This window comes from Pseudomonas sp. M2, from assembly GCF_015751845.1.
In the GTDB taxonomy this organism is placed as follows: Bacteria; Pseudomonadota; Gammaproteobacteria; order Pseudomonadales; family Pseudomonadaceae; genus Aquipseudomonas; species Aquipseudomonas putida_E.
In genome coordinates this window covers 5,156,080-5,181,946 of the sequence record NZ_JADOUD010000001.1, presented here as the reverse complement: position 1 = coordinate 5,181,946, position 25,867 = coordinate 5,156,080, and the positions used below count along the sequence as shown (strand labels likewise).

The window sequence follows — 25,867 nt, the reverse complement described above, 5'->3', positions numbered from 1 at the left end:
CCCGCTCCTTTTCCCTCAACTGCTAATCGCAGAGTCACTGACCGGCTGGTTGGGTTTTCCCCCGGACAGCCGCCAACTCACTGCGGTAATCCCATAGCGCTCAGCCATTGGCCTGCTGACTTTCTTGATTTTTTCGCGACCGAACTTGGGAATGATGCCAATACCCGCATCACAACTGGCCCAGTGCCAGGCTTCGGTGTTGTCCATCCGCTCCATGCGGATGATGAAACTGCGTGGTTCGCCACGCAGTTGGTAGTCAATGATGTACAGCTGGGGGTTAGGCATCACGGGGCCCTCCTCTTCTCCATGGATGACTCATTCATTGAGTGATGCCCGCCAGGAAAGATTCAAAATAATTGTCCAACAATTCACCCCACACCACTCCCCTCAAGGCAACGGTTCGAGTGCAGCGCCAGGTACCAGGATCACCTTGCGGCAGCGCTCCTGCTGCTCATCGAACAGTTCGTAGCCTCGCGCGGCATCTTCCAGCGCCAGCCGGTGAGTGATGATCGCTTGCGGGTTGAGCCGGCCTGCCTCGATGTGTTCGAGCAACTCCGGCAGGTAGCGATGGACATGCGTCTGGCCCATGCGGAAAGTCAGGCCCTTGTCGAAGGCGTCGCCGAACAGGAAGCCGTGAATGAAACCGGCATAGACCCCCGGCACGCTTACCACGCCACCACGGCGAACCGCAGCGATGCTCTGGCGTAACGCCTTGCCGCTGCTACCTTCGAGTTTCAGGGCCGTCAGCACGGTTTCGGTGGTGCTGCCTTTGGCTTCGAAGCCCACGGCATCGATCACTGCATCGACGCCCCGCATGCCGCGCGTCTGGCGAATGATGGTGTCGGCAGGATCGTCGTCGTGGGCAAAGTCGATAGGAATTACGCCGTAGGCCTGATGAGCATAATCCAGGCGATAGCCGCACTCATCGACCATGAAAATCTGCTCTACCCCCAGCATTCTTGCACAGGCCGCCGACAGCAGCCCGACCGGCCCTGCGCCATAGATGGCCAGCGAAGCGCCCTGTCCGACCTCTGCGTTGAGCACCGCCTGCCAGGCGGTGGGCAGGATATCGGAAAGGAACAGCAGCTGATCATCGGCCAGGTGCCCCGGTACCTTGAACGGCCCGGTGTTGCCTTTGGGAACGCGTACGTAGTCGGCCTGGCCACCTGGCACCCCACCATACAGGTGGCTGTAGCCGAACAAGGCTGCACCCGGCGGGATGACTTTCTTGTTGAGAATCGCCCCGTGGCCCGTATTGGTGGTTTCACAGGCCGCGAACAGCTGGTGCTGGCAGAAGAAGCAGCCGCCGCACGCGATCACGAACGGGATCACCACCCGGTCACCGGGGCGTACGGCTGTCACTGCGCTACCAACGTCTTCGACGATCCCCATGAACTCGTGGCCGAGTATATCGCCCGTCTCGACCAAAGGGATCTTGCCACGATAAAGGTGCAAGTCCGAGCCGCAGATGGCCGTGGCGGTCACACGCAGAAGGATATCGTCATCTTCCTGCAGGTCCGGTTCTGGCACGTTGTCAACACGGACATCGCCAGCGCCGTGATAGGTCAATGCGCGCATGCTTGAGTCTCCCTAAGAGGACATCGGACGAGGCCGACAGGCCTCGGCTAACGCGACTGTTCAATTCGGCTGGCGGCCTCCACCATGGCTGTTCTGCCCGCCCTTGCGGCCAGCTTGCGAGGCGCGCTCTCTATCATTGGCAAAGTTGCCGCCCGACGCCTGCCCGCCCTTCTGGCCTGCACGGGAGGCCCGTTCACGGTCATTGGCAAAATTGCCGGGGTTGGTTTCCTTGGTGCCGCCACGTTGTCCAGTCCGCTCTTGATCACGAGCCATGTCGTTTCTCCTTGCGATGGAATGGTTGGACGCATGAATCTTTGCCATGCCCTTTTTCCGAACCGCCGATGCGCAGGATTGCTCAATTCAATCGCGGGCAGGCGACCGGTGGCACGAAACACCGCCCGGAGAAATGTTTGCGCGCTCCCTTCTTGCCGGTGCTGCGAGCCTTACGCATGCACACTCCACTGTGTCACTTGCGCCTCGATCGGCATTTCATCGATGGCATGGATCAGGCCGCTCTTCAGTGCCTCCTGAGGATCCAGTATTCGCGGATAAGCCATCAGGTAGCGTTGAACGTCCAGTGCTTCGGCGCTGCCAGCAGTTCTTTCAGTGACGATCTGGGCATACAGCCGCAAATCATAATCCAGGCTCATCGCATACTCGGCCATACGCGCATGGTCCACTGCGCCATGCAGGGTCCAGTGAAACGGGTGAAACAAGAACTTGCTCATGGCGCAGGCGGTACGGTGCTCGCCCGCCAGAAACAGGATGTTGCCCATCGATTCGACGGTGCCGAGGTTGTGCGTGTGCACAGGTACAGGCAAGGCACGCAGGAAGTTGTACAAGGTAAACCCATAGCTGCATTCGCCGCCCATCGTGGCGATGTTCAACTGAAGCACATCGCCCCCCTGCTGCATCACCTTCGAGCAGGTACTGATCAGGTTGCCGCAGGTGGATGAGTTGATCGGGCCGGTGAAGTGAATGATGTGTCGGGCCATGTTTGCCTCCAGGTTAGCGGGTCATTCCCGTGTGCCGAACAAGCCTCCCATTGCGCCATCGCAACGTATTCGTCAGGTCTGCTTTTCGGTGGAAACGTGCGCGGGTGCAAAGTTCCCAGGACAGAGCCAGCCACCACTGGTCAACCATCCTGAACCGTTTGTGGTCGCTGCGTGTCGCTAATGAAGGGACAGCAATGAGGACCACAGTGTGAGCGAGATCCGCATCGGCATATCCGGATGGCGCTATGGCCCCTGGCGCAAGGACTTCTACCCCAAGGGCCTGCGGCAGGACGATGAATTGGCATTTGCCTCGCGCGCCGTCAACAGCATAGAAATAAACGGGTCGTTCTATAGCCTGCAGACACCGGAACGCTATGAGCGCTGGCGGGACGATACGCCGGAAGACTTCGTCTTTTCAGTCAAAGGGCCCCGCTATATCACGCATGGCCGGCGCCTCAATGACATCGAAGAGCCGCTGGCGAATTTCTTTGCATCGGGCCTTTTGTTGCTGGGCGACAAGCTGGGGCCGATTCTGTGGCAGCTCCCGCCGAACATGAAATTCGATGAGGATCGTTTCGAGCGGTTCCTCGCGCTATTACCTCACGACCGCGAGGCGGCGCACGCCTGTGCCCGCAACTGCGCTGAGCGTTTACGGGGTAATGGCGGCACTGCCATCGACGGCAATGCACGTATGCGCCACGCAGTAGAGATTCGTAATGAGAGCTTTTTGTGCGAGGCGTTCGTGCGCATGCTGCGCAAGTACCGGGTGGCGCTAGTAGTCGCCGACAGCGCGGGAAAGTGGCCCTCTGTCGAGGATGTAACCGCTGATTTCGTCTACCTGCGTCTGCACGGGGATGTCGAGCTTTACAGCAGCGGGTATACCGCCCGCGCCTTGCGCCGCTGGAAGCAGCGGATCGAATGCTGGAGTCGCGGCGACCAGCCGGACGATGCCCACCTGATAGTCGATCAGCCGCCACCCCGGCGTGCGTCACGGGATGTGTATTGCTATTTCGACAACGACCAGAAGGTACATGCACCTTACGACGCGCGCCGTCTCCTGGACAAACTGGATCTGAACGGCCACTTGGTGACAGAACCGGGTGTGACACCGCAGGTGCAATTGTGAACAAGACACTGCAAACACCCGCCAGCATCATCGACCAGGCCACCGCGGTACATCGTCTCAATGTATTGACGATCAACGTGCACAAAGGCTTCACCGCGCTGAACCGGCGTTTCATCCTGCCCGAATTGCGCGAGGCGGTACGTGCCACCGATGCCGATCTTGTGTTCCTGCAGGAGGTGCACGGCAGCCATGAGCACCATGCCGTGCGCCATCCCGCGTGGCCCGAAACCCCGCAGTATGAATTTCTCGCCGACAGCATGTGGCCGCAGTTCGCCTACGGCCGTAATGCCATTTACCCGCATGGCGATCATGGCAACGCGCTGCTGTCGAAATTCCCCATTGCCGAGCACCACAACCTCGATGTATCGATCCATGGCAACGAACAGCGCGGCTTGCTGCACTGTCGCCTGGAGGTGCCGGGCCACGAATCGGTTCATGCAGTCTGCGTGCATCTGGGGTTGCGTGAAGCCCATCGGCAGCGCCAGGTAAGCCTGCTGTTCGACTTGCTCGACAGCTTGCCCGCCGATGCACCGGTGATTGTCGCCGGGGACTTCAACGACTGGCGCTTGAAGGCCGACGCTGTGCTCTCGCAACGCCTGGTAGAAGCGTTCGGTGAGCACTTTGGTAGCCCGGCCCGCAGTTTCCCCGCGCGCCTGCCGCTGCTGCGGCTGGACCGTATCTACTTGCGCAATGCCAAACCGGGCAAGGCGCAAGTGTTGTCCCATTATCCCTGGTCGCATTTGTCTGACCATGCCCCATTGGCTGCGGAGATCAACCTGTGAACAAACCTTGGGTGGATGGCAACAGTGTCGAGCTGTTGATCAATGGCGAAGGCTTTTACCCCCGCGTGTTCGAGGCCATGGCTCAGGCGCGCGAAGAAATCCTGCTTGAAACGTTCATCATCTTCGACGACAAGGTCGGCCAGCAGCTGCAACGGGTGCTGATCGATGCGGCGCGCCGCGGCGTGCGGGTGGAACTGGCGGTGGATGGTTACGGCACAGCCGATCTGCCGGATGCCTTCATTTCGGCGATGACCGAAGCGGGTGTGCGGTTTCACGCCTTCGACCCGCAACCACGGGTAGCCGGCATGCGGACCAACCTGTTCCGCCGCCTGCACCGCAAGATCGTGGTGGTGGATGGCGAACGGGCATTCGTTGGCGGGATCAACTACAGCGCCGATCACCTGGGCGATTATGGCCCGATGGCCAAGCAGGACTACGCGGTGGAGGTTCGTGGCCCGGTGGTCGCGCAGGTGCACGCTTCCAGCCGACGGCTGATGGCCCCGGTCCTCGAACCGCCCAGTCAGGTACAGCCGCTCACCCAGCCCGCAGGCCAAGTAAGCGCCGTGCTGGTCGAGCGGGACAACACGCGCCACCGTAGCGATATCGAGGCCTGTTACCTGCAGGCCGTGCGTACTGCCCGTCAGCGCATCGTGGTTGCCAATGCTTATTTCTTCCCCGGTTACCGCCTGTTGCGCGAGTTACGCAATGCAGCGCGCCGTGGTGTGCAGGTAACCCTGATCCTGCAGGGCCAGCCGGACATGCGCTGGGTACGTGCGCTGTCCAGACTGTTGTACAACTACCTGTTGCGCGACGGCGTGCATATTCACGAATACTGCCAGCGCCCTCTGCACGGCAAAGTGGCGTTGGTGGACGATGAATGGTCGACAGTGGGCTCCAGCAACCTCGACCCGCTGAGCCTGTCGTTCAACCTTGAGGCCAACCTGCTGATACGTGATCGGGCGTTCAACCAGCACCTGTACCAACACTTGGCCTCGCTCGCCAGTGACCAATGCAAGGCGGTGACGCTGGAGCGGATGATCCGCGGCTACTGGTGGCGGGCGCCGCTGATTTTCATCGGCTTTCACCTGACCCGCTACTTTCCGCGCATTGCCGGCTGGTTCCCGGCGCACCGCCAACGCCTGAAATCTGTCCAGCCTGAAGCGCAGGCCCAGGGCGACCTTCACGAGGGCAATACCTGATGAAGCACAAAGCCTGGCATACCTGGGGCAAGCGCCTGCTGACCCTGCTGTTCATCGTGCTGATTCCGGCGCTGCTGTACATGCTGGCGCGCAACCTTGACTGGAACGAGGTTCGCCAGTCACTGGTCGCCTACAAGCCAAGCACCCTGATCATCGGCTTGGGCCTGGCGCTGTGCAGCTACCTGACATTCGCCGGCTACGACCTGCTGGCCCGCGCCTATACCGGCCACCACCTGCCAGCGCGGCAAGTGCTCCCGGTGGCCTTCGTCTGCTATGCCTTCAACCTGAACTTCACCACCTGGGTCGGCGGCGTTGCCTTGCGTTACCGGTTATACGGACGGCTGGGCCTGGACACGGGGACCATCACCAAGATCCTGACCCTGGGGCTGCTGACCAACTGGATGGGCTACATGCTGCTTGCCGGTACGGTGTTCGCCCTGCGCCTGGTCAAGTTGCCGGAAAACTGGGCAGTGGGCGTAACCGGGCTGCAGATGATCGGTTTTCTGCTGCTGGGTGTGGCACTGGCCTATCTGCTGGCCTGCGGTTTTGCCAAGCGTCGTACATGGCGGGTGCGCGAGCATGAAATCACCCTGCCCTCGCTGCGCCTGGCGCTGTGCCAGGTGGCGCTGGGGGCCAGCAACTGGGCATTGATGGCAGCACTGATTTACTGGCTGCTGCCCGGAGACCTGTTCTACCCCTCTATTCTCGGCATCTTGCTGATCAGTTGCGTGGCTGGAGTCGTCGCCCACATTCCCGCCGGGCTGGGTGTGCTCGAAGCCGTGTTTCTTGCGCTGCTGCACGGCCAACTGGGCCAGGGCAGCCTGGTGGCGGCGCTGCTGGGCTACCGCACCCTTTACTACCTGATCCCACTGCTGCTGGCGGTGATTACCTACCTGATACTGGAAAAACGCGCCCGCGCTATGCGCCAACGCGGTGAAGCGACATTACGCAAGACCTGAACACGGGGCCAAGGCCCGGGAGGTGGCACATGCGTTTATCTCTGCTGATGGTGGTGCTGGGCAGCCTGACCAGCACGCAGGTACTGGCCGACGCGTGCGAGGTGATGACCCGCTCCGCCAGTGAAGCGGTCAAGCCAGTTGAAGGACGGACCTGCTACAGCTACAGCAACATGCCGGCTGAAGCGATCAATTGGTCATGCAGCAATGAGAGCAAGGAGATGCTCAGCACCGACAAGCACAAGGTCCCGCGCTGCGCCGATGGCAGTGTGGGCAGCTGCATCGCGCCGTTGACCCAGGAGACCCTTGCCAACCCGAAATCGGCAGGGCGCGACGAGCCCTCCACGCGCCCGACGCTGCCCAAGGACGCACAGGTAATCACGTATTACTACGACACTCCCAGCCTCGGCCAGGCCCGTACCGACTGCGAGCGCAATAACGGGATCTGGCAGACGCATTGAGGCCCAGGCCTGCCGCGCCCCGGGAGCCGGCATTGCCAGCTCCCGGGGCGCGTGCTGCAGCAGATATCAAGCTGTTCAAAGGGTCAGGGGGAAATCGGGTCGCTGGCCGGGAAGGTTTCATCCAGGGCATTGTCGACCTTGTTTTCATCGGGCTGAGCCGCTTCACCGCACTTGCAATCAGTCATGCGGCACGGCTCACCATTGCGGTGCCCTGATGCACAAGCCTCACAGCAATAGGCTTTGTCATTCTGCATGCGGGCATTCTCGTCCACCGTGCAAGAACAGTTCGCACACGCACATCGTCGCTCATTCATGGTCATTTCCTCGGCTCGTTATCAACCACTTCATCAGTCCAGGGTTCACCGTCCAGCGGAGCGGACCGTGCCAGCTCAGCTTCGTCCAGGCCAATGCCACCACCGATCTCCTGCTCATCGACCTCACGCAGGCTCTCGTCCGCTGGGCCGTCGTCATCGCCCGGTTCGTAAGGGTCGCGCGCGCCAGTTTCATCCAGCAGGGTGCCGGGGCTCAGGTCATCGTCGGTGACGTTGTCTTCCTGCACGCTATCCGTCAGTGTCTCACCGCCGGTCATGCCGCCTTCTGCGACGCGCCGCGCAGGGAACTCCTTCGCTACTTCAGCCGCCGGGCGTTCATCCCCTATGCGCCCCTCGGGGCGGTCGTTGAAGTCCAGCTCGTGCACGCTGCCCATGCGGTCCTCGGTGTCATCGATTTCGCTGGGGGTATAGGGCTGGCGATCATCGGGTCGGCTCATTTGGGCTCTCCATCAGGGGTGTGTCCGGTCGACTGTGAGTGGGCCTGGAAAATTCAGAGTTTTTTTACCCCCAGCATGCAATCGATTTTTTTGAACTACCGCCCGGCCTGCTGCCTCCCAAATGAGAGACCGAGCCCCCCGGGAGCCTTAGATGATGGCCAAGCCCCTGCAGGAATATGAGCGCAAGCGCGACTTCAATGCCACACCCGAGCCCAGTGGCAAGCGCGGCCGTGCCAAACGTAGCCATGCCCTGCAGTTCTGCATTCAGAAGCACGACGCCAGCCACCTGCATTACGACTTCCGTCTGGAACTGAACGGTACGCTGAAAAGCTGGGCCATCCCCAAAGGGCCCTCCTTGGACCCCAAGGTGCGACGCCTGGCGGTACACGTAGAGGATCACCCGCTCGACTACGCCGATTTCGAAGGCAATATCCCGCAGGGTCACTATGGCGCCGGCGATGTGATCGTCTGGGACCGTGGCATCTGGGAGCCAGAGGGTGACGCAAACCAGGCCTATGCCAGGGGCAAGCTGCGCTTTCGCTTGCAAGGGGAGAAGCTGAGCGGCGTGTGGAACCTGTTCCGCACCCGCATGGCAGGCAAGAAAGAGCAGTGGATGCTGGTCAAGTCCCACGATGCTCAGGCACGCAGCGAGGCCGACTACAGCATCGTTGAAGCGCAGCCTGACAGCGTGATCAGCGATCGCACGCTGGTGCCGCGAAGCAGTGCCAGCGCCAAACCTGTGCAGCCGCCCAAGCGCAAGCGGGCCGGCGCGGGTAAGAAAGCGGCCTTGCCCGGACAACTGCAGCCGCAACTTGCGACCCTGGTCGATTCACCCCCCGCTGGCGACTGGCGCTATGAAGTCAAGTTCGACGGTTATCGCGTGCTCGCTCGTATTGAAGGCGACGACGTGCGGCTGTTCACCCGCAACGGCCATGACTGGAGTCACAAAATGCCAAGGCAAGTGGCTGCGCTTCGCGCTTTAGGCCTGGACAGCGCCTGGCTTGATGGCGAGATGGTCGTCAACGGCGAGAACGGGGTGGCCGACTTCCAGGCGTTACAGAATGCCTTCGACACCGCCCACGACGAGCGGATCGTCTATTACCTGTTTGACCTTCTTTTCCTGGGTGGCCAGGACCTGCGCGAGCGGCCCCTGGAAGACCGGCGCAAAGCATTGGGTGAACTGCTTGAGCATGACCAGTCCGAGGTTCTGGAGTTTTCTGCCGACTTCGAGCAACCGGTGGAGTCGCTGCTCGACAGCGCCTGCCGCCTGCAGCTCGAAGGGTTGATCGGCAAGCGCGCCGGTAGTCCCTATACGGGCCGGCGCAGCGCGGACTGGATCAAGCTCAAGTGCAAACAGCGCCAGGAGTTCGTCATCGTCGGGTTCACCGACCCCAAGGGGAGCCGCAGCGGCTTCGGTGCCCTGTTGCTCGCCCTGCATGACCCGGACACCGGTGAGCTCCGTTATGCCGGCAAGGTCGGGACCGGCTTCAGCGCCACCACACTCGACAGTATCCATGCGCGCCTCAAACCCCTGGAAATCGGCAAACCCGCCCTGCCCCGGCCTCCCACCGGGGCTGAAGCCCGAGGAGTTCATTGGCTCAAGCCGAAACTGATGGCAGAAGTTGCGTATGCGCAAATGACCCGGGACGGCGTGGTTCGCCATTCGGTCTTCCATGGGCTGCGCGACGATAAACCTGCCAGCGCCATCGACCTGGAGCGTGCCATGCCTGCCAAGACCGTGCCCAAAGCCAAGCGTGCCAAAGCGACAGAAGGCCTGGGCGACCTGCGCCTGACGCATCCGGAGCGCATCATCGACGCCAGCATTGGCGCCACCAAGCGCCAGATTGCCGAATACTACGCAGGCGTCAGTCAGTGGATCCTGCCGCAACTCAAGGACCGCCCGGTGGCGCTGGTACGGGCGCCGGAGGGCCTCGATGGCGAGCTGTTCTTCCAGAAGAACGCCGGCCAGTTGCATATCGCCAATGTGCTCAGTTACGACAAGGCCGAAGCCGGTCAGGCGGCGATGGTCATCAATCGCCCTGACACGTTGCTCGGTGCCGTGCAGATGAACATGCTCGAGCTGCACACCTGGAATGCCACCGACAAGGACTTCGACAAGCCCGACCGTTTTGTGCTCGACCTTGACCCGGACCCGGCACTGCCCTGGAAGGCCATGCTCGAAGCCACTCAGCTCGCCCTCACGCTGCTCGACGAACTGGGCCTCAAAGTGTTCCTCAAAACCAGCGGCGGCAAAGGCATGCACCTGGTGGTGCCATTGACCCGCCGTGCGGGGTGGGACGAGGTGAAAGACTTCAGCCATGCCGTAGTCAATTACCTGGCCAAGCTGTTCCCCGACCGGCTCAGCGCGGTGTCCGGGCCAAAGAACCGGGTTGGGCGGATCTTCATCGATTACCTGCGAAACGGTAAAGGTGCGACCACTGCCTGCGCTTACTCCCTGCGTGCCCGGGAAGGCCTGCCGGTGTCGGTGCCGGTCTGGCGCGAAGAACTCGGCCAGCTCAAGGGCGCCAACCAGTGGCACATCGGCAACCTGCACGAACGCCTGGCCGAGGTCGATGACCCGTGGGCGGACATGGGCAAAACCCGACAGTCGATCACAGCGCGCATGCGCAAACAGATGGGGATGACATGAGTATCATTCAGGATTTTGACCTGAACACCCTCGACAGCCTGCTGCGTACGTTCAGCGAGCGCGCGCAGCCTTTGAGCTTGGACACCAAGCTTTCGCAACTGATGCAGGCGCTGTTGGCGGACCATCTCGACCTGCTCCCGCTGCCGGGCCAAGGGCATACCTTGCAGCGTTGGCAGACCTTGGCGCGCATTGCCGGCTGCGACCTGGCACTGGCCAAAGTGTACGAAGGCCATACCGACGCGCTGGCGATTCTGGCTGAATGCGGCGCTGCTCACCTGGTGGGGGATGCTGTATGGGGCGTGTGGGCCGCAGAGCCCCCTGAAGCGCGGGCGCGGATCATTGCCCGTGACGGCGATAAGTTGCGCCTTGCCGGTAGCAAGGCCTGGTGCTCAGGTGCCTTGCAGATCGACCGTGCGCTGATCACCGCCTGGGCTGAAGATGACCAGCCGCAACTGGTGGCGATCGAACTGGCCCACCCCACCCAGGGCTTGCAGGTCGATCACTGGCAAGCAGTGGGTATGGCCACGACCGCCAGCATTGAAATCACCTTTGAGGGTTCGCCTGGGATCGCCGTAGGCCAGCCAGGGCAGTACCTTTCACGCCCCGGTTTCTGGCACGGCGGTGCGGGGATCGCTGCCTGCTGGTACGGCGCCGCAGAGGCGCTGGCCGATTATTTGCGTGAACGTTGCCGCAAACCACGCCCCGATCCGCACGCCCAGGCGCACCTGGGGGCAGTGGATGCGGCGTTGTACGGTGCCCGTGCAGCACTGCGTGAATGTGCTGCGTGGATAGATCGCCAGCCCAGCGCCGACGCCAGCTTCGAGGTACGCCGCGTGCGTGCCCAGGTAGAGCACGCTGTAGAGCAGGTGATCCACCATGTGGGGCGTGCGTTGGGTGCAACGCCGTTCTGCCGCAGCAGCCATTTTGCACGGCTAAGCGCCGACCTCCCGGTCTTTCTGCGCCAGAGCCATGCCGAACGCGACCTGGCCGCACTCGGCCAACAGCTGGCCCAGGTGCCGGCAGGAGCCTGGCAACTATGAGCGAGAACCTGATCGAGGCCAGTGAAGGCAGGCCATGGGCTGCGTGGCAGCAGTCCGCACACTTGGCGCGGGCGACTTGGATCACCCCGGACCAATTGCTACCCGCAGGTCGACGCCTGGTACTGCTGGCGCCGCACCCCGATGACGAGATTCTTATGGCCGGTGGACTGTTGGCAGGGCTGCACGGCCGCGAGCAGGACGTGCTGCTGATCTCCGCCACCGACGGTGAAGGGAGCCACCCTGATTCCGCGACCTGGACCGAACACCGCCTGCGCCGCCAACGGCCACTTGAAAGCCGGCACGCCCTGCAACAGCTGGACCTGGACCTCAACCGGCTGGACTGGCGGCGCCTGCACCTCAAAGACGGTGCGCTGCCACGAGACGAAGCGTTTCTGGTTAATCACCTTAACCAACTGCTCGAGCCGGATGACGTGCTGATGACGACCTGGCGCGGCGACGGCCACTGCGACCACGAAGCGCTTGGCCGGGCGGCAGCGCAAGCCGCCCTGGCGCGCCAGGTGCAATTGGTGGAAGTGCCCGTGTGGGCCTGGCATTGGGCTCAGCCTGACGACCCGCGCCTGCCTTGGTCGCGGGCGCATCGCATTGCGCTGGATGAAGCACGGGTTGCGCGCAAGCGTCAGGCCTTGGCGGCGTATCACAGCCAGCTGGAGTCCGACCAGGGGCGTGCGCCGGTACTGCCCGCCGACCTGCTCGATTGCCTGCTGCAACCCTTCGAACTGGTGTTCCTGTAAAGGAGTTGTCATGAGCCCCGATGCGCAATATTTCGCCGACCTGTATGCCAACAATGACGACCCCTGGGCGTTTCGCACCCGTTGGTACGAGCGCCGCAAGCGCGACCTGCTGATGGCCAGCCTGCCACGCCAGTGCTACCAGCGGGTGTTCGAACCCGCCTGCGCCAATGGCGAGCTGAGCGCCGCGTTGGCGGAGCGCTGTGCCGAGTTGCTGTGCCATGACCTTGACCCTAAGGCAGTGGCACTGGCTCGCCAGCGCCTGGCGGGGTTGCCCAATGCTACCGTCGTCGCTGGGCGCTTGCCGGCGGACTGGCCTGGTGGCAGCTTCGACCTGATCGTGCTCAGTGAAGTGGGTTACTACCTGAACGCTACCGACTGGTTGCAGGTGATCGAGCAGTCGGTAGCGAGCCTGACCTATGACGGCGGGCTGTTGGCCTGCCACTGGCGCCACCCGATTGCTGGGTGCCCACAGGATGGACGTGAAGTGCATCAGTTGTTGGCCAAGCACGTGCCGTTATACCCGGTGTTTCGCCATGAAGAGGCGGATTTCCTGTTGGAATACTGGTCATGCCAGCCCAGCGTGGTCGACCTGGACGAGACATGCCCATGATTGCTGTCGTCATTCCCGCCCATAACGAAGCGCGTCGCCTGGGCCGCTGCCTCAAGGCCATGGCAGCGGCGGTGGCCTTGGCCAGGCAGGCAGGCCATCAGGTCGAGGTATTGGTGGTGCTGGACCGTTGTCGTGATGCCAGTGCCGCTGTGGCCAAGCGTTTCGGTGTGCGCACGCTGGCGGTGGAGGCTGGCAGTGTCGGCATGGCCCGCCGCCTAGGCGCGGCGCTGATGCTGGACCGTGGCGCCCGCTGGCTGGCCTGTACCGATGCCGATAGCCAGGTGCCCTCGCACTGGCTGCTCTGGCAACTGGCCTGCAGTGCAGAGGTGGTCTGTGGCACGGTGCATATCGAGCACTGGCAGCCCTGGCAACGCGCTGCGCTACGCAAGCTGTACCGCAGCGGTTATCAGACATGTGAGGGCCATCGGCATATTCATGGTGCCAACCTGGGTGTCTGTGCCCGCGCTTATGAGCGTGTGGGGGGCTTTCAACCGCTGGCGGCGCATGAGGACGTGCAACTGGTGCGTGACCTGGAGGCTAGCGGCGCACAGATCGTATGGACAGCCAAACACAGTGTGGCAACCAGCAGTCGACGCGACAGCCGGGCTCGGGAAGGGTTTGGGGATTTTCTGGCGGGTCTGCAGGTTCGTCTGGACGGGTGATGGCATGGTGTATCAGTGTTATCGAGATCGAGCGCCGCGCCGGCGGCGCTCGATCTCAACGACGCCACAATATTCTAGGCAAGCGCCCCGCCCCCTACAGTCATGAAGCCTTACGCGTACGCTTGCCAGGCTTCTTCTCGGCAGCCGCCTTCTTCGCAGCCTTGCCGCCCAGGCTGCGCTTGAGCAGTTCGGTGAGGTCGATGATATCGGCGCTTTTTTCGGCTTCGCCCCCTTCGCCCTTGTCCACCACGCTGATCTTGCCTTTGCTGGCCTTTTCTTCCACCAGGTCCATGATGGTCTGGCGGAACGCATCATGGTACTCATCCGGAGCCCACGAGCCGCTCATGTCTTCGACCAGCCGCTTGGCCATGTCCAGTTCGCGCTTGTCGACCTTGGTGTCGGTCACGCTCTTGTCCAGCTCCAGCGTCTCCAGCCCGCGCACCTCTTCCGGCCAGCGCAAGGTGATCATCACCAACGCGTCGTCCAGCGGCCGCAACAATGCCAGGTGCTGGCGTGTATGCAGCACCACCGTGGCCAACGCCACCTTGCCAGTGCTCTCCAGTGTTTCACGCAGCAACGCATAAACTTTGCCGCCGCGACGATCAGGGCTTAGATAATACGGTGTATCGAAGTGCTGCAAGGGGATCTCGCTGGCAGCGACGAACGAGAAGATATCGATGGTCTGGGTCGCTTCGGGCCGGGCCTTGCGGATCTCTTCCTCGCTGATCACCACATAACGACCTTTCTCATGCTCCACACCTTTGACGATGTTGTCCTTGTCGATTTCCTTGCCGGTCACCTTGTTGATCCGTTTATAACCCACCGGCTCCATGCTGCGTTTGTCCAGCCAGTCGAAATCCACACGCTCGGTGCGCACTGCCGTGTTGAGCGAGACCGGGATATGCACCAGGCCGAAACTGATCGCGCCTTTCCAGATTGCCCTGGCCATGGCGTGCCTCCTATGGTTGCAGGGAATGGCCCGGCTGGCAGTAGCGCAAGGCGCCACAGCGTTCGCAAAGCTGGCATTGCAGCCCGGGCACTTCGGTTTGGGTCATGGCGCGCCAGTGGCAGCCACGCAGCAGACAGACAAAGGTCATCAGCCACCTCCTTGGCCCGGAAATATCGGGCGCTTACCTGAAATGACTGCACGGCGCGCTGAAGGTTTAGCCCAAATGCCCTACGGCTGTCGAAACTACAGTGGCTTGATCGTCATGGCTGATCAGGGTTCGATGGCGAAAAGCACGCGCTTGAACGCCTCGGCGGCCAGATGTACCTGCACAGACCAGTCCTGGGCCGCATCGCTGCCGGCATCATCGGAAATGTATTTCAGGCAAACGAACGGAATGCCTTCATTACGGGCGATCAGCGCCAGAACGTACGCTTCCATGTCGACGATGTCGTATGGAGCATCGCCGTGGCTGACCTCAAAGCTGTCGCCGCTGCCGCAGATGCCCAGCGGCAGCCCATCTATCGGCTGGCCATGCTCGAGCAACACCGGAATATCCGACAGCGGCGTCTCATAGCGGGCGAAGCCCAGCGCAGTGACATCCATGTCGCGTTGCACGAAGCGCGTGCAGCACACCACCTCACCCTTGCCGTATCGCTGGCTGCCCGCCGAGCCGAGGTTGACGATCAGTTTGGGCCGCTGCCGCTCAACCGCCTTGGTCAGGGCGATGGCAGCATTGACCTTGCCGATGCCGGTGAAAACGGTATTGACGTCGGCGAATACCGTGCCGGCTTCCGCCTCGAGGGCGAATACGAACAGGGTGTCGGCCAACGTAATGTCGGGGAATTGCTGGGTCAGCATCATGGCGCAGGGCGTTCCAAATGGCTTGCAAAGGGCGCTGCCATTGTCGGTGAACGCTAACTGATTGCAAGCCCCACCGTGGTGGCAAGTTGCAATAGCGCGTCATGCACTGCGGTTGACAGTCAGCGCCACTGCGGCAATACGCTCGACTTGTTCATAACCTGGCTGCAGCAATTGTTCACCGAATACGTCCGGGTCGACCTCGCGGTACACCCAGGCCCATTCAGGCCCCGCCAGGCGCAGGCGAATGGCCTCGAGCAATGGATCACGACCTTCGACAATCGCCACGCCGGTGTACAGCAGCAGTGACCCGCCTGGGCTCAGACGCTCGCGCGCCTGTTCGATGATGCGTAACGACAGATCGGCGCCCAGAGTATCGCCACCGTGGCGATACGTGCGCTGGCCATGATCGAGCATGTAGGGTGGGTTGGCCACGATGAGGTCGAAATTGCCACTGACCCCGGCAAGCAAGTCACTGTGCGCAATGGACACATTGCCCACCCCCGCCAGCGCAGCATTGATCGCGGTATAGCGCAGTGCCAGAGGGTTGATGTCCACGGCGCTGACCTGGGCATGTTGCGCCGCGCGGGCGATCAGCAAGGCACCGACGCCGCTGCCGCAACCAATGTCCACAGCGTGTTCGACCCGTACCGGGCTGCGTTGTAGATGGTCATGGATGACCTGGGCGAAGCGATAGCTGTCGGGGCCGAAGAACACCGCATCAGCAGCCTCGGTCGGGTAGGCGGAATGCACCAGCAGCAAATCGTCGAGGCTGGACCAGCGTACCTGGCTGCGCAGCAGTGCGCCGTCCTCGTACAGCACCTGCGCGGTGCTGAGCTGGTCCAGTTCGTCGGCGCTGATCAATGACGCCGGGAACGGGCGGCTCCAGCCGAATACGTCGCGCAGGTTGCCGGCCCGCTCTGCACCCTGGCGGGCGTTGTTGCGTGCATGGGTGGCGGGCGTCACGCAGGTGAACTGGTAACCGTCAGCACGCAGGCGCCGGCCAAGTTGCAGCAAGGCTTCATCGGCCTGGGTTCGTTGCGGGTTGAGTATCATCAGTGCGGCCCCTCCTCGCCAAGACCTGTGGCATGCAGATACGCCCGAGTGGCGGACAAACCCTGCGGCAAGGCGTGCTGATTGCCCGCCATGCGCTCGATCAACGTTTCGATATCAGCGCTTTCATGGCTTTCTTCAATACGCGGTTGCTGGTGCAGGGCAGCTTCCCAGCTGCCTGGCGGCACGCGACGCACTGCGCCCTGCCAGTCGCCGGCGATCCAGTCGTGCCACAGCTGCTTCTCGTAGGCATTGAAGACGCCGAACATGGGGGCGCCAGGCCCATCGATCAGCGACCACCAGCGGCTGTCGGCCGGATTCTGCCCGCGCTTGATCCAGCCCTGGGCCACAAGCGCCTGCAAAAATGCCGGTAGCGCAGCGGGTTCGGACAGCCATTGGTTGACCGTGCGCTGCTGCAATCGGCAGCGGTCAGCGTGCATGAACTGCCCGAACACGCGCTTGCGCTCCAGGGCAGCCAGCAATTGGGCCTCAAGGTCGAAGCCGCCGATTAGCGTGGGCGTGTCAATGCCAAGATCATTGAGGCGGTAGCCATGCCTGACCCGACGGTAGAACACCTCGGCGTCCTGCGCCGGGCACAGTTGCTGCACCGCCTGGATGGCCTTGCTGGCATGGCCGCTGGCAGCATTGTCGATCGTCACGTGAAGCTGGAAATAATGACCGTCGATGCCGAGCTCGGCCAGCTCGTGGGTGGTGATCAGCAGGTGTAACGGTGGCTGCTCGTAACCCAGGTTGTAACCAATGACCTCAGGCAGAAACCACTCCGCGCAGCTGCCCAGCGCCAGTTGTACTGCCCCTTGCAGGTAGCGCTCATCATCCAGAGGCATGCAATCCAAACAACCCAGCCTGCCCAGCAACCTCTGGTAGATAAGCACGTGGTTGCAATGCGGATCGCCGTCACCCAGCTCCTCAAGGTAGGTCCGGATCAGGCCGTGGTAGCGAGGGTCTTGCCAGCGGCGCAGGGCACCGTGAAGCCAGGCACCATCAACGACCTTGGTCGGCGCCACCTGTTGCAGGAACCACAAGGCGTGGGCGCGGTTGGCAAAATAACGGCGAGGCGCGCCTTGACGGCGCTGGGCCAGATAGGCGGCGTGCTCGGCGGCAACCTGTGCGGCGTGTCGTGCACTCCAGTCCTGTAGTTGATCAGGCGTGTCCGGCAGGTCATCGGTCATGGCGTTCGCCTTCGCGAACTGCTCGGCGAGCCACTGGCGCGCAGTGGTGTAGTCGCCGGACAACATCGCGTGGTAGCGGCTGCTCAATGGCCGATGCACAGTCGGCGCCGGCGTCCTGGATGGGTTGTTGCGCATCAGAACCGTCATGCCTCGCTCCTCTCTTGACTATTGGCTCTGGCCTTCCCGTGGCATGGGCTCAGGGTCAGGTGCAGGCTGTGGCGCAGGCTTTTCGTCGGGTTGCTGCATTTGCAGCGAAGGTTTGCTCTGGTCTGCATCCTTGGCCGGATGCTCGGCGTCACGATCGAAACAACCGCCGAGCAGCGTCAGGCTGCTCAACAGAACGATGATGGCTGTAGTGCGCATGGGACGTCCTCTTTACCCGCTTAGTAATCGCGGTGCCGGAGGACCCGGCACCGCGTTCTCGTCACTTACGAGCGGCCGCCTTTCTGGCCCGACTCGCGGTCCTTGTGCATATCGGCATCCTTGCGGCCCGATTCACGGTCTTGAGCCATGCCGCCGCCAGAGGACTGCCCGCCCTTGCGGCCAGCTTCGGAAGCTTTTTGCCGGTCGTTGGCGAAGTTGCCGGGGTTCTTGGTGCCACCCTGGCCGCCCTGGCTGCCGGTGCGGCTGTTATCTTTGTTAGCCATGGTCTGAAACCTCATATGACTGCTGGATGCACGGCAAGCGCCGTACATAGGTTCGGAGTTCGGTGATATCGAGGGATTCGTTTTATCGCCAGGCGTTCGGACCGGCGGCGTTAAATAACCGGAGGCGATGTATTTTGTGCGCTAGCCGATTGCGTGACGCGGCTATCCAGCAGCCGCTGCCGGCGCCCCAGCCAACCACCCGTCAGGGCCCAGCCCAGAGCGATCGCGGCCCCTAGCAACATCGCCAGTTGCGGATGGTCACCCAGCACATCCAGGGCTCTTTTGACCCACCCGCTCAAGGCATCGCCGCCACGGTAAACCACGGTATCGATGAAGTTCTTGGCTTTGTATTTGTCTTCGGCGGGCAATACGGTGAACAACATTTCCCGACCCGGCCGCACCAAGGCATATTCGCCTGCGCGGCGCACTACCATCACCACCACGAACACCGCAAATACCGGGGCCAGGGCCAGCCAGACGAAGCCTGCTGCCATCACCAGCGGCACTGCCACCAGCAACACCCCTACCCCCATGCGTTTGGCCAGCCGACCGGTGATGAACACCTGGGTGAGGATGGCCAGGGCCTGAACGACCGTATCGATCAGGCCAAATACCTGAGTCTGACGAGTACGGTCGGTGAACGTTTCGCTGACGATGCGCGCCTGCTCGAAATACAGAAAGGTGCTGACACTGGCCAACAGCACCACGAACAGGGCAATACCCAAAAGGTACGGCGAACGCATTACAGCGGTTGCGCCCGCGAACGGGTTACCCCCCAGTGGCCGCGACGCTGGCTGCTCGCTCAGCGCAGGCATTGGGTGGCAATCACGCCAGCGCTGCAGGTACGCGGCAGCGGCAATGCTGCCCAGTAAAAACATGGCGGCCAGCGAAACCAGCCCGGCGTGCCCCAGCGGGGAGACCAGCAGCGTACCCAGTAACGGCCCGCTCAAGCCGCCCAAGCTGGCCCCGGCTGCCAGCAGCCCGAACAAGCGCTTGCCTTGCTCGGTTGAGAACAGGTCGGTCAGGACGCTCCAGGCCAGTGAGATGGTCAGTAGGTTGAACACCGACAACCAGATGTAAAACGCCCGCGCATTCCACAAGTCGTCTGGTTTGCTGGCAAACAGCAGTGCAAACAGCAGCAGGTTGCTGGCAAAAAAACCATAGGTCCAAGGCAGGATATGCCGCCGGCGCACCTTGGAGGCCAGCCAGCCGAACAGCGGCAGGCAGCTCAGCGTAGCGATGAAGGTGCCGGTGAACAGCCATTGCAGGTTGTCCACGCCCCCTGCCACGCCCATGGTCTCGCGCACCGGGCGCAGCATGAAGTAACCGGTGAACAGCAGGTAGAACAACGCCAGACCGCCGGCCACAGCCGGCCCCTCGCCGGGCTGGATGTTCAACCCTTGGTCCAGCCCCTTGCGCCAGCTGGCCATGGTGTCAGGCGAACTGCTCGATCAGCGCTTTCTGCTGCGCCTGGGTGAACAAAGGCTCGTGGCCGGCCTTCAGCTGATCGAGTTGGCGGTCAGGACGGCCGGTTGCCGGGATGACCGTTGTAACAGCCCGATGGCTGAAGGCGAACTTGAGGAACACTTGGGCCCAACTGCTGACTCCCGCTTCTGCGGCCCAGGCAGGCAGTGGTTTGTCCTTGACCTTGGCGAACAGACGGCCGTCATCGAATGCGCGGTTGATCAGCACCGCCACGCCCTTGTCCTGGCACAACGGCAACAACTCACTTGCCGCTTGCGGCGCGTTGACCGAATAGTTGATCTGGATGAAGTCCAGCGGTTCGCTGCGCACCAGGCGGGCGACTTCGTCATGACCGCTGTTCAGGTAATGGGTAATGCCTATGTAGCGGGTCTTGCCCTGCTGCTTGAGTTCGCGGGCATAGGGCAACTGTGTCTTCCAGTCTCGCAGGTTGTGGATCTGCAGCAGGTCGACCTTGTCAGTGCGCAGGCTTTTCAGGGTACCCGCCCATTGTGCCTCGGCGTCGGCCCGGCTGTCGGCCGCGATTTTGGTGGCGATGAAGCACTGCTGGTGCCAGCCTCCCTCCTCCAGCAACTGGCCAAGAATACGGTCTGCCCCGCCATAGTTGGGCGAGGTGTCGATGACTTTGCCGCCGCCTTCGAAGAACGCCTTCAGTACGGCCTTCAGCTGCTGGTAATCGGCCGAGCCGGCCTCGACTTCGAAACTGCCGGAGGTACCTGCGCCAATGACCGGCAAGGCCTCGCCTGTGGACGGCACCTTGCGGGTCAGCAAGCCGGTGCTGGGCGCCGCCCGCAACCAAGGGCTGCTGGCCAACAGCCCCAAAGCCGCGCCGGCGCGTAGGACATCGCGACGTGCATACATGGCAAAGCTCCCGTCATAAGTCGGAAACTTCCAAGGCTAGTCGCCCCACCCCCCGCTTGCAGGTGATTCTGTTTCTGGATGTTTAGTGTTCAGGCCTTCAGCAGAAGGCTCAGGTCCAGGCCGACGTCGGTCATCGGTGGGCACCAGTAGTAACCACCCGTCAGCGGCCGGCTGAAGCGGTACAGGCCATCGATAATGCCGTCTTCCAGCCCGCTCATACGCCGCAGTTGCACTTCGAAGGCATCGAAGCTTCGACCCAAAGCGACAAACGCCAGGCCTGCGCCACGGTGGTCGGCCCAGGACACGGAGCGACGCACCATGAATGCCTCGGGTGCGAAGCTTTCCTGGGCAGTGCGCTTGACGTGGGCTGAGGCTGGCGCATCGTCGAGCTCTTCGTTATCGCTCAGGCGGCGGCCCATGATGTTGTCCTGGTCTGCCTGGGGCAGCGACTTGAAGTACCCCAGGTCATGCTTCCACAACTGGAAAGCGGCAAAACTGGAGCCTGCCAGGCCCGGCTGCTCGCCCGCGACAATCGCCGCGTCGACGGCATCCTGATCAACCGGGTTTTCAGTACCGTCCTCGTAACCAGTCAGGTCATGGCCGCCACGATGCAGGAAGCCGTCGATGCTGTCGGCCAGGCGCAGTGCCGGTGCCAAGGCCTGCTCCAACGCCTGGGCCTGCAGCAGCAGGTCACCACGCTCGTTGCCACGCAGCCACAGCCACAAGGCATGCTGGGTGCTCGGGTTTTCCACCGCTGCATCCAACTGAGGGAATGCGCGCAGGCCAGGCACTTCACGGCCCAAGGCCTTTGCCAGAGGCGCGCCTACCCCCACGATCAGGCGCTGGCCATCCACATGGGGCAGCAGCGCATCCAGGGCTGCTGGCAGTGCCTCGGGCGATTGTAGCGTGAAGAACAGGTGGCGGGCTTGGGCCGGCACCGGGGTGGCAAGCAGACCTTGCTGGAACGGCATGACAGGCGAATCCTCGGTAAAAGCGCGAATGCTACTGCGCGCAGCGGCCCGTCGCAACGCGCGATGCAGTCACTTTGCCAGCTGGCATCGTGACGCTGCCGTAACAAAAGGTTACCAAGTGGTGGCTCATTGCAATTAGCGATCGTTCAGGCCGAGCCTAGACTGGCTTGATCCCTTGCCCGAGTAGCCGCCATGACCGCCTCGCCCTTGCTTACCGCCTTCCTGCCTTTGGCCCTGGGCATCATCATGCTTGGCCTGGGTTTGTCGCTCACATTGGCCGACTTCGCTCGCGTGGTGAAGTACCCAAAGCCGGTGGTCATCGGCCTGGCCTGCCAGATTCTTCTACTGCCGCTGGTGTGTTTCCTGATCGCCAACGGTCTTGGGCTGGAAGCGGCCCTGGCGGTCGGCCTGATGCTGCTGGCCGCGTCCCCGGGCGGCACCACCGCCAACCTGTTCAGCCACCTGGCCCATGGTGACGTGGCCTTGAATATTACCCTCACCGCGGTCAACTCCCTGATCGCCATCCTGACCATGCCGTTGCTGGTCAACCTGTCGCTGATGTGGTTCATGGCGTCAGACCAGGCCATCCCGCTGCAATTTGCCAAGGTCATGCAGGTGTTCGCCATCGTCCTGCTGCCGGTTGCCCTGGGCATGATGATCCGCCGCTGGGCGCCAGGCTTTGCCTCACGCATGGAAAAGCCCATGAAACTGGTGGCGGCGCTGTTTCTGGCATTCACCATTGTGCTGGCCCTGGCCAAGGATTGGCAGACCGTGGTTGCGTACGCCCCGGTGGTTGGCCTGGCTGCATTGCTGTTCAACGTGATCAGCCTGGCCGTCGGCTACTGGGTGCCGCGCCTGTTGAGCATTCCCAAGCGCCAGGCCATTGCCATCGGCATGGAGATCGGTATCCACAATGGCACACTGGCGATCGCCGTCGCCTTGAGCCCATCGCTGCTGAACAACGCCACCATGGCGGTGCCAGCGGCGCTCTATAGTCTGATCATGTTTTTCACGGCGGCGGGGTTTGGCTGGTGGGTCAGCCGTGGCCATGGCACAGTGCAGGGCGAAACTGTGAATTGACGCCTTCAGCGGCGATTGCGCCGGGCCTGTAACTGGCGTTTGAGCACCTTGAGGGGAGGTGCGTAGAAAAAGCCGAACGACACGCTGCCCGTGCGCCCCTTGACCGCATGGTGCAGGCGATGGGCACGATGCAGGTGCTTGAGGTAGCGGTTGATCGGCCGCGGCTTGCGCGGCCAATGCCGATGGAAAAACCCGTCGTGGGCCAGCACGTACAATATTCCGTAACTCGCCACACCGCCGCCCACCCACTGCAACGGTGCGTGCCCGGCCTTGCCCAGGGCCACCAATACCGCAGCAATGATGCCCAGGGCCAGCAGATAGAGGTCGTTGGTTTCCAGCATGCCCAGCTGAGGCTCATGGTGCGAACGGTGCAGCCACCAGCCCCAGCCATGCATGATGTACTTGTGTGCCAGCGTACCGACACTTTCCATGGCCACCAGAGTGCCGATCAGCACAACAAAATTGAGCAGCATGTAACGGTCCGGGGGATGATTAAAAGTGGCGCAAGGGTAACGAGTACCGGTGTTTTTTTCCATGCGGCCGTGACTTGCTGTAGGGCATTTCCTTATGAAGCCATTGTCATGTTTTCGCCCTTGACCCTGTACAAGCTGCGGCGTATGGTCCACCCGCAATTTCGCATCCCTGAACAGGAGTCCTGCATTGGACAGTAGCCCCAGTCGCTTGCGACAGGCCCACACGGCGAGCTAGTCCGGCAGTTTCCTGCCACTGTCTCGCTATTGGCCAGACGGTGGATTTCTCAGCCCCTGCGGCTTGAGCCCTCCTCGTTCCTCCTCTTGTGGTCCTGCGCATTTCTGGTTTTTAAGCCGCGCCATTTTCGATGGCGTCAGAGCGGGCATGTGCCCGCGCAAGAGGTTCGCTATGGATTGGAAAGTATTTCTGCTGCGTGTCAGCATCGCCCTGCTGCTCGGCGCCCTGATCGGTGCCGAGCGCCAATTGCGCCAGCGCCTGACCGGGCTGCGCACCAATGCGCTGGTCAGCACTGGCGCCTGCCTGTTCGTGCTGATGACCCAGGCAGTACCGGGTATGGCCCCCACCGATGCCTCAAGGGTTGCCGCCTATGTGGTATCGGGGATCGGCTTTCTGGGGGGCGGTGTGATCATGCGCGACGGTTTCACGGTGCGCGGCCTGAACACTGCAGCCACACTGTGGTGCACGGCGGCTGTTGGTGTGCTGTGCAGCCTTGGCCTGCTGCTGGAGGCCACGCTGGGTAGCCTGGTGGTGCTGTGTGCCAACATACTGCTGCGCGATATCGCCCAACGCCTGGACCGCCAGGGCGTGGTGCCGGCCAGCGAGGCCGAACAACGCTTCGAGGTGCGCGTGGTTTGCCGTGCCGAAGATGAAATACAGGTACGCAGCCTGATGCTGCACAGCCTGGGCGACCCGCAACTGCGCCTGCAGTCGCTGCACAGCGAAGACTTGCCCAACCCCGCGCGCCTGGAAGTACGTGCAGAGTTGCTCGGTAACCCACAGGCACCGGCACAACTGGAGCGCCTGGTCAGCCGGGTAAGCCTGGAAAAAGGCGTCAGTTCGGTACGCTGGCAGCTACAGGCACAAGTCATGGCCACCGATTGAGCGCGTCCTGGCTTAGTTACCGGCACTCATCGCCATGCCACCGGCAACGGCATAGCCATCGCGCCCTTGGCGCTTGGCCTGGTACAACGCCCCGTCAGCCGCAGACATCAGGCTTTCGGGGCTGCTTGCGTCCACTGCCGGATGCCCCACAGCAATCCCGGCACTGGCAGATACACGGCCTAGCGGGCTGCCGGCATGCTCGATCATCAGGCGGCGCAACAGTTGCAGAATTTCTGCGACCACTTGTTCGGCGCCCTGTACGTCAGTGTCAGGAAGTAAAACCGTGAACTCCTCGCCACCGTACCGCACCGCCAGATCCGCCGGGCGCTTCAACACCTGCTGCAGCAATTCGGCAAAGCGGCGCAAGCATTGATCTCCCGCAGGGTGGCCATAGCGGTCGTTGTACAGCTTGAAGAAATCAAGATCGACCATCACCAGCGCCACCGCATGCCCCAGTCGCCGGGCCCGGCGGATTTCCGCATCCAGCACCGCATCCAGCCTGCGGCGGTTGCCCAGCCCGGTCAGGCTGTCGGTCAGGGCCAGCGACCTGAGGGTCTGGTGGGCCTGGTGCAACGCCCTTTCGATAGCGATCCGCTCACGCAACTGGCGCAATACCACCCAGCCGAAGCCACTCAATCCAACCAGCAAAAGCAGCAGGATCGCGGCTGACTTGATGACATCGTGCCGCCAGGGCGCAATGATCGACTCACGCGACAAGCCCGCCTCTACCACCAATGGATATCGCGCCAGGGCGCGATAGGCGTACAGGCGGGGCGTACCATCAACGACCGCCACCGCTTCAACCAGCCCTTCGCTCGCATGAGGCAGGTGATGTCGGAAGACTTCGCTGTTTGCCAGGCTGTGGCCGACTACGTGTTCCACGAACGGCCGGCGTACCAGGATGGTGCCGTCTCGCTTGGCCAGCACCAGGGCGCCTCGCTCGTCGATCTTGAAATCACCGTAATAGCGCACGAACCAGTCCACCTTGATGGTGCCAAGCAACACCCCGGCAAAGCTGCCATCGCGATTCTCCAGCCTGCGCGAGATTGGAATGATCAGGTCACCGGTGGAGCGGCTGCGTACCACCGAACCGATACGCACCTCACGGTCAGTGTGGGCCTGGTGGTAAGCGAAGTAGTCACGGTCGGCATTGTTGGCCTTTGCCGGGATGGAAGCCTGGTCGGTGACGATCCAGCTGCCATCGGGCCCGTACACGAACAAACCGTGCAGTTGCGGCATGATCGTTTTCTGTTGTGCCAACAGGGCGTGCAAGCGTGTGCGATCGAGATGATCGAAACCATCGCCTTCAAGGCGCTCCGCCAGCACAGCGGTAATCGCGTCCACTTGGCGAATGGCATCTTCGGCGTGCTGCGCCGTAGCCCTGGCCAGGTTGCTGACCATGTTTTCGGCATTGGTGAAAGCTTGCCTGTAGTCGCGCCAGATCCGCCACCCTTCGATAGACACGAAGGTCAGCAGCACAACCGCCATGAACGACAGCACCAGGCGAAACAGCGCCACGGCGCGCCCTTCACCGGTTACGGTGAATAGCCCGTCTTCGTCGTGCTTACCGGCCGCACCCATGGAAGTCCTTGCCCTCAAGCGT

At 62.2% G+C, this 25,867-nt stretch carries 30 protein-coding genes; 12 read left to right on the top strand and 18 right to left on the bottom strand.

The annotated features are described in order from the left end of the window. Positions 1 to 15 precede the first annotated feature (15 nt). The 4 genes from IWW33_RS24030 to IWW33_RS24015 all read right to left on the bottom strand — a co-directional run bounded on the left by IWW33_RS24030 (position 16) and on the right by IWW33_RS24015 (position 2,573). Positions 16 to 285, bottom strand: a complete 270-nt coding sequence (locus IWW33_RS24030; protein WP_046786216.1) for a DUF6555 family protein — start codon at positions 283 to 285, stop codon at positions 16 to 18. A 102-nt stretch (positions 286 to 387) separates the two neighbouring features. Further along, positions 388 to 1,578: a zinc-dependent alcohol dehydrogenase gene (locus IWW33_RS24025; protein ID WP_119687026.1), complete on the bottom strand. Its 1,191-nt coding sequence runs from the start codon at positions 1,576 to 1,578 to the stop codon at positions 388 to 390. A gap of 60 nt (positions 1,579 to 1,638) precedes the next feature. Beyond that, positions 1,639 to 1,851 (bottom strand): general stress protein, encoded by a 213-nt coding sequence (locus tag IWW33_RS24020; protein ID WP_046786214.1) that lies wholly within the window; start codon positions 1,849 to 1,851, stop codon positions 1,639 to 1,641. A 170-nt stretch (positions 1,852 to 2,021) separates the two neighbouring features. Next, on the bottom strand, positions 2,022 to 2,573 hold the full coding sequence (locus IWW33_RS24015) for an ATP-dependent Clp protease proteolytic subunit (RefSeq protein ID WP_046786213.1): 552 nt from the start codon (positions 2,571 to 2,573) through the stop codon (positions 2,022 to 2,024). A gap of 208 nt (positions 2,574 to 2,781) precedes the next feature. On the opposite strand from IWW33_RS24015, the gene IWW33_RS24010 reads away from it, so the two are divergent. From IWW33_RS24010 to IWW33_RS23990, 5 genes are read left to right on the top strand one after another with little or no spacing between them, the layout of a single operon-like run. Then, positions 2,782 to 3,699: a DUF72 domain-containing protein gene (locus IWW33_RS24010; protein ID WP_174141197.1), complete on the top strand. Its 918-nt coding sequence runs from the start codon at positions 2,782 to 2,784 to the stop codon at positions 3,697 to 3,699. Beyond that, positions 3,696 to 4,481, top strand: a complete 786-nt coding sequence (locus tag IWW33_RS24005) for an endonuclease/exonuclease/phosphatase family protein (RefSeq protein ID WP_115274794.1) — start codon at positions 3,696 to 3,698, stop codon at positions 4,479 to 4,481. Before IWW33_RS24010 ends, IWW33_RS24005 begins: the two co-directional genes overlap by 4 nt. Continuing rightward, positions 4,478 to 5,680 carry a cardiolipin synthase ClsB gene (gene clsB, locus IWW33_RS24000; RefSeq protein ID WP_174141196.1) on the top strand — a complete coding sequence of 401 codons (1,203 nt, stop codon included), beginning with the start codon at positions 4,478 to 4,480 and terminating at the stop codon, positions 5,678 to 5,680. Before IWW33_RS24005 ends, clsB begins: the two co-directional genes overlap by 4 nt. Beyond that, on the top strand, positions 5,680 to 6,639 hold the full coding sequence (locus IWW33_RS23995; RefSeq protein ID WP_046786209.1) for a lysylphosphatidylglycerol synthase domain-containing protein: 960 nt from the start codon (positions 5,680 to 5,682) through the stop codon (positions 6,637 to 6,639). The genes clsB and IWW33_RS23995 overlap by 1 nt, the downstream gene beginning before the upstream one ends. 29 nt (positions 6,640 to 6,668) lie before the next feature. Next, positions 6,669 to 7,097 carry a hypothetical protein gene (locus IWW33_RS23990; RefSeq protein ID WP_174141195.1) on the top strand — a complete coding sequence of 143 codons (429 nt, stop codon included), beginning with the start codon at positions 6,669 to 6,671 and terminating at the stop codon, positions 7,095 to 7,097. 83 nt (positions 7,098 to 7,180) lie between these two features. On the opposite strand, the gene IWW33_RS23985 is transcribed toward IWW33_RS23990, so the two are convergent. Beyond that, positions 7,181 to 7,411, bottom strand: coding sequence for a metallothionein (locus IWW33_RS23985; RefSeq protein ID WP_046786207.1), 231 nt, complete (start codon positions 7,409 to 7,411; stop codon positions 7,181 to 7,183). Positions 7,412 to 7,413: 2 nt separating this feature from the next. Beyond that, on the bottom strand, positions 7,414 to 7,866 hold the full coding sequence (locus IWW33_RS23980) for a phosphotransferase system, HPr-related protein (RefSeq protein ID WP_115274791.1): 453 nt from the start codon (positions 7,864 to 7,866) through the stop codon (positions 7,414 to 7,416). A gap of 154 nt (positions 7,867 to 8,020) precedes the next feature. Between IWW33_RS23980 and ligD the strand changes: the two genes are divergently transcribed. Genes ligD through IWW33_RS23955 form a run of 5 tightly spaced genes read left to right on the top strand, consistent with a single transcriptional unit; the run spans position 8,021 to position 13,580 of the window. Beyond that, positions 8,021 to 10,516 carry a DNA ligase D gene (gene ligD, locus IWW33_RS23975; RefSeq protein ID WP_174141387.1) on the top strand — a complete coding sequence of 832 codons (2,496 nt, stop codon included), beginning with the start codon at positions 8,021 to 8,023 and terminating at the stop codon, positions 10,514 to 10,516. Next, the gene (locus IWW33_RS23970; RefSeq protein ID WP_174141194.1) at positions 10,513 to 11,556 is read left to right on the top strand and encodes an acyl-CoA dehydrogenase family protein; all 1,044 of its coding nucleotides are present in this window, start codon (positions 10,513 to 10,515) and stop codon (positions 11,554 to 11,556) included. The genes ligD and IWW33_RS23970 overlap by 4 nt, the downstream gene beginning before the upstream one ends. Beyond that, a complete protein-coding gene (locus IWW33_RS23965) occupies positions 11,553 to 12,308 on the top strand; it encodes a PIG-L family deacetylase (protein WP_174141193.1) in 756 nt (251 codons plus the stop codon). The genes IWW33_RS23970 and IWW33_RS23965 overlap by 4 nt, the downstream gene beginning before the upstream one ends. A 10-nt stretch (positions 12,309 to 12,318) precedes the next feature. Beyond that, on the top strand, positions 12,319 to 12,918 hold the full coding sequence (locus IWW33_RS23960) for a class I SAM-dependent methyltransferase (RefSeq protein ID WP_125924140.1): 600 nt from the start codon (positions 12,319 to 12,321) through the stop codon (positions 12,916 to 12,918). Then, complete coding sequence (locus tag IWW33_RS23955; RefSeq protein WP_119689044.1) at positions 12,915 to 13,580, top strand: glycosyltransferase; 666 nt, start codon at positions 12,915 to 12,917, stop codon at positions 13,578 to 13,580. The genes IWW33_RS23960 and IWW33_RS23955 overlap by 4 nt, the downstream gene beginning before the upstream one ends. Positions 13,581 to 13,680: 100 nt before the next feature. On the opposite strand, the gene IWW33_RS23950 is transcribed toward IWW33_RS23955, so the two are convergent. From IWW33_RS23950 to IWW33_RS23905, 10 genes are all read right to left on the bottom strand, one after another. Then, positions 13,681 to 14,529 carry a Ku protein gene (locus tag IWW33_RS23950; RefSeq protein ID WP_174141192.1) on the bottom strand — a complete coding sequence of 283 codons (849 nt, stop codon included), beginning with the start codon at positions 14,527 to 14,529 and terminating at the stop codon, positions 13,681 to 13,683. Positions 14,530 to 14,539: 10 nt separating this feature from the next. Further along, a complete protein-coding gene (locus IWW33_RS23945; RefSeq protein WP_168216574.1) occupies positions 14,540 to 14,677 on the bottom strand; it encodes a PSPA7_2676 family Cys-rich small protein in 138 nt (45 codons plus the stop codon). A 122-nt stretch (positions 14,678 to 14,799) separates the two neighbouring features. Further along, a complete protein-coding gene (locus tag IWW33_RS23940) occupies positions 14,800 to 15,390 on the bottom strand; it encodes a nucleosidase (protein WP_115274786.1) in 591 nt (196 codons plus the stop codon). Between the two features lie 99 nt (positions 15,391 to 15,489). Further along, on the bottom strand, positions 15,490 to 16,443 hold the full coding sequence (locus IWW33_RS23935; RefSeq protein ID WP_174141191.1) for a class I SAM-dependent methyltransferase: 954 nt from the start codon (positions 16,441 to 16,443) through the stop codon (positions 15,490 to 15,492). Next, positions 16,443 to 17,765, bottom strand: coding sequence for an iron-containing redox enzyme family protein (locus IWW33_RS23930; RefSeq protein WP_174141386.1), 1,323 nt, complete (start codon positions 17,763 to 17,765; stop codon positions 16,443 to 16,445). The genes IWW33_RS23935 and IWW33_RS23930 overlap by 1 nt, the downstream gene beginning before the upstream one ends. 30 nt (positions 17,766 to 17,795) lie before the next feature. Then, on the bottom strand, positions 17,796 to 17,993 hold the full coding sequence (locus tag IWW33_RS23925; protein WP_115274784.1) for a hypothetical protein: 198 nt from the start codon (positions 17,991 to 17,993) through the stop codon (positions 17,796 to 17,798). A 65-nt stretch (positions 17,994 to 18,058) separates the two neighbouring features. Beyond that, positions 18,059 to 18,277, bottom strand: coding sequence for a KGG domain-containing protein (locus tag IWW33_RS23920; RefSeq protein WP_012314511.1), 219 nt, complete (start codon positions 18,275 to 18,277; stop codon positions 18,059 to 18,061). A gap of 110 nt (positions 18,278 to 18,387) precedes the next feature. Then, on the bottom strand, positions 18,388 to 19,707 hold the full coding sequence (locus tag IWW33_RS23915; RefSeq protein WP_174141190.1) for an MFS transporter: 1,320 nt from the start codon (positions 19,705 to 19,707) through the stop codon (positions 18,388 to 18,390). A gap of 4 nt (positions 19,708 to 19,711) precedes the next feature. Further along, positions 19,712 to 20,620, bottom strand: coding sequence for an aldo/keto reductase (locus IWW33_RS23910; RefSeq protein ID WP_174141189.1), 909 nt, complete (start codon positions 20,618 to 20,620; stop codon positions 19,712 to 19,714). Positions 20,621 to 20,709: 89 nt separating this feature from the next. Next, on the bottom strand, positions 20,710 to 21,591 hold the full coding sequence (locus IWW33_RS23905; protein WP_161872749.1) for a Dyp-type peroxidase: 882 nt from the start codon (positions 21,589 to 21,591) through the stop codon (positions 20,710 to 20,712). Between the two features lie 192 nt (positions 21,592 to 21,783). Between IWW33_RS23905 and IWW33_RS23900 the strand changes: the two genes are divergently transcribed. Further along, positions 21,784 to 22,671, top strand: coding sequence for a bile acid:sodium symporter family protein (locus IWW33_RS23900; protein ID WP_046786194.1), 888 nt, complete (start codon positions 21,784 to 21,786; stop codon positions 22,669 to 22,671). 5 nt (positions 22,672 to 22,676) lie between these two features. On the opposite strand, the gene IWW33_RS23895 is transcribed toward IWW33_RS23900, so the two are convergent. Next, complete coding sequence (locus tag IWW33_RS23895; RefSeq protein ID WP_115274780.1) at positions 22,677 to 23,144, bottom strand: sterol desaturase family protein; 468 nt, start codon at positions 23,142 to 23,144, stop codon at positions 22,677 to 22,679. A gap of 406 nt (positions 23,145 to 23,550) precedes the next feature. Between IWW33_RS23895 and IWW33_RS23890 the strand changes: the two genes are divergently transcribed. Beyond that, complete coding sequence (locus tag IWW33_RS23890; protein ID WP_115274779.1) at positions 23,551 to 24,264, top strand: MgtC/SapB family protein; 714 nt, start codon at positions 23,551 to 23,553, stop codon at positions 24,262 to 24,264. A 12-nt stretch (positions 24,265 to 24,276) separates the two neighbouring features. Here the strand turns inward: IWW33_RS23890 and IWW33_RS23885 are convergent, their stop codons facing one another. Next, on the bottom strand, positions 24,277 to 25,845 hold the full coding sequence (locus IWW33_RS23885) for a sensor domain-containing diguanylate cyclase (RefSeq protein WP_046786191.1): 1,569 nt from the start codon (positions 25,843 to 25,845) through the stop codon (positions 24,277 to 24,279). Positions 25,846 to 25,867 lie beyond the last annotated feature (22 nt).

Coding starts and splice junctions, on each gene's coding strand:
- IWW33_RS24030 (WP_046786216.1), bottom strand. CDS start 285: ATGCCTAACCCCCAGCTGTACATCATTGACTACCAACTGCGTGGCGAA.
- IWW33_RS24025 (WP_119687026.1), bottom strand. CDS start 1,578: ATGCGCGCATTGACCTATCACGGCGCTGGCGATGTCCGTGTTGACAAC.
- IWW33_RS24020 (WP_046786214.1), bottom strand. CDS start 1,851: ATGGCTCGTGATCAAGAGCGGACTGGACAACGTGGCGGCACCAAGGAA.
- IWW33_RS24015 (WP_046786213.1), bottom strand. CDS start 2,573: ATGGCCCGACACATCATTCACTTCACCGGCCCGATCAACTCATCCACC.
- IWW33_RS23995 (WP_046786209.1), top strand. CDS start 5,680: ATGAAGCACAAAGCCTGGCATACCTGGGGCAAGCGCCTGCTGACCCTG.
- IWW33_RS23990 (WP_174141195.1), top strand. CDS start 6,669: ATGCGTTTATCTCTGCTGATGGTGGTGCTGGGCAGCCTGACCAGCACG.
- IWW33_RS23985 (WP_046786207.1), bottom strand. CDS start 7,411: ATGAATGAGCGACGATGTGCGTGTGCGAACTGTTCTTGCACGGTGGAC.
- IWW33_RS23980 (WP_115274791.1), bottom strand. CDS start 7,866: ATGAGCCGACCCGATGATCGCCAGCCCTATACCCCCAGCGAAATCGAT.
- ligD (WP_174141387.1), top strand. CDS start 8,021: ATGGCCAAGCCCCTGCAGGAATATGAGCGCAAGCGCGACTTCAATGCC.
- IWW33_RS23970 (WP_174141194.1), top strand. CDS start 10,513: ATGAGTATCATTCAGGATTTTGACCTGAACACCCTCGACAGCCTGCTG.
- IWW33_RS23965 (WP_174141193.1), top strand. CDS start 11,553: ATGAGCGAGAACCTGATCGAGGCCAGTGAAGGCAGGCCATGGGCTGCG.
- IWW33_RS23960 (WP_125924140.1), top strand. CDS start 12,319: ATGAGCCCCGATGCGCAATATTTCGCCGACCTGTATGCCAACAATGAC.
- IWW33_RS23955 (WP_119689044.1), top strand. CDS start 12,915: ATGATTGCTGTCGTCATTCCCGCCCATAACGAAGCGCGTCGCCTGGGC.
- IWW33_RS23950 (WP_174141192.1), bottom strand. CDS start 14,529: ATGGCCAGGGCAATCTGGAAAGGCGCGATCAGTTTCGGCCTGGTGCAT.
- IWW33_RS23945 (WP_168216574.1), bottom strand. CDS start 14,677: ATGACCTTTGTCTGTCTGCTGCGTGGCTGCCACTGGCGCGCCATGACC.
- IWW33_RS23940 (WP_115274786.1), bottom strand. CDS start 15,390: ATGATGCTGACCCAGCAATTCCCCGACATTACGTTGGCCGACACCCTG.
- IWW33_RS23935 (WP_174141191.1), bottom strand. CDS start 16,443: ATGATACTCAACCCGCAACGAACCCAGGCCGATGAAGCCTTGCTGCAA.
- IWW33_RS23930 (WP_174141386.1), bottom strand. CDS start 17,765: ATGCGCAACAACCCATCCAGGACGCCGGCGCCGACTGTGCATCGGCCA.
- IWW33_RS23925 (WP_115274784.1), bottom strand. CDS start 17,993: ATGCGCACTACAGCCATCATCGTTCTGTTGAGCAGCCTGACGCTGCTC.
- IWW33_RS23920 (WP_012314511.1), bottom strand. CDS start 18,277: ATGGCTAACAAAGATAACAGCCGCACCGGCAGCCAGGGCGGCCAGGGT.
- IWW33_RS23915 (WP_174141190.1), bottom strand. CDS start 19,707: ATGGCCAGCTGGCGCAAGGGGCTGGACCAAGGGTTGAACATCCAGCCC.
- IWW33_RS23910 (WP_174141189.1), bottom strand. CDS start 20,620: ATGTATGCACGTCGCGATGTCCTACGCGCCGGCGCGGCTTTGGGGCTG.
- IWW33_RS23905 (WP_161872749.1), bottom strand. CDS start 21,591: ATGCCGTTCCAGCAAGGTCTGCTTGCCACCCCGGTGCCGGCCCAAGCC.
- IWW33_RS23900 (WP_046786194.1), top strand. CDS start 21,784: ATGACCGCCTCGCCCTTGCTTACCGCCTTCCTGCCTTTGGCCCTGGGC.
- IWW33_RS23895 (WP_115274780.1), bottom strand. CDS start 23,144: ATGCTGCTCAATTTTGTTGTGCTGATCGGCACTCTGGTGGCCATGGAA.
- IWW33_RS23890 (WP_115274779.1), top strand. CDS start 23,551: ATGGATTGGAAAGTATTTCTGCTGCGTGTCAGCATCGCCCTGCTGCTC.
- IWW33_RS23885 (WP_046786191.1), bottom strand. CDS start 25,845: ATGGGTGCGGCCGGTAAGCACGACGAAGACGGGCTATTCACCGTAACC.